1 protein-coding gene is annotated in these 386 nt (G+C 69.2%); it reads left to right on the top strand.

Translation table 11 applies throughout. The features are described from left to right. On the top strand, positions 1-386 hold a 386-nt coding region (locus P0D96_RS48490), incomplete at both ends, for a HAMP domain-containing protein (RefSeq protein ID WP_408321493.1).

Genomic DNA, 386 nt, shown 5'->3' with positions numbered 1-386 from the left:
GATATCGGCGACTGGACCGGCCGCGGCGGCGCGCCGATCCGCGGCATTCTCACGGACGCGCGGCTGCGTAACGGCGACACGGCGAGCGTGCTGGTGGCGCGCAACATGAGCGACCGCTGGCTCCTGCTGGACCGTTATCGCGACAAGCTCAACATGGCCGGCGTGGCCGGCGTGGCGCTGGCCATGCTGCTCGGCTACCTGCTGATTCGTGCGGCGCTGCGGCCGTTGCGCGATATCGCGGCGAGCGCGAGCCTCGTCACGGTGAATCGCCTCGATACGCGGATCGCGGTGGCGCGCGTGCCGAGAGAACTCGAGACGCTGGTGGCCTCGCTGAACGCGATGCTCGAGCGCGTCGAGCATGGTTTCCAGCGTCTGTCGCGTTTCAC

The organism is Paraburkholderia sp. RL17-347-BIC-D, from assembly GCF_046027915.1.
Lineage (GTDB): Bacteria > Pseudomonadota > Gammaproteobacteria > Burkholderiales > Burkholderiaceae > Paraburkholderia.
Note: the sequence above shows the minus strand (reverse complement) of the source record. Positions and strands in the feature narration are given on the sequence as shown.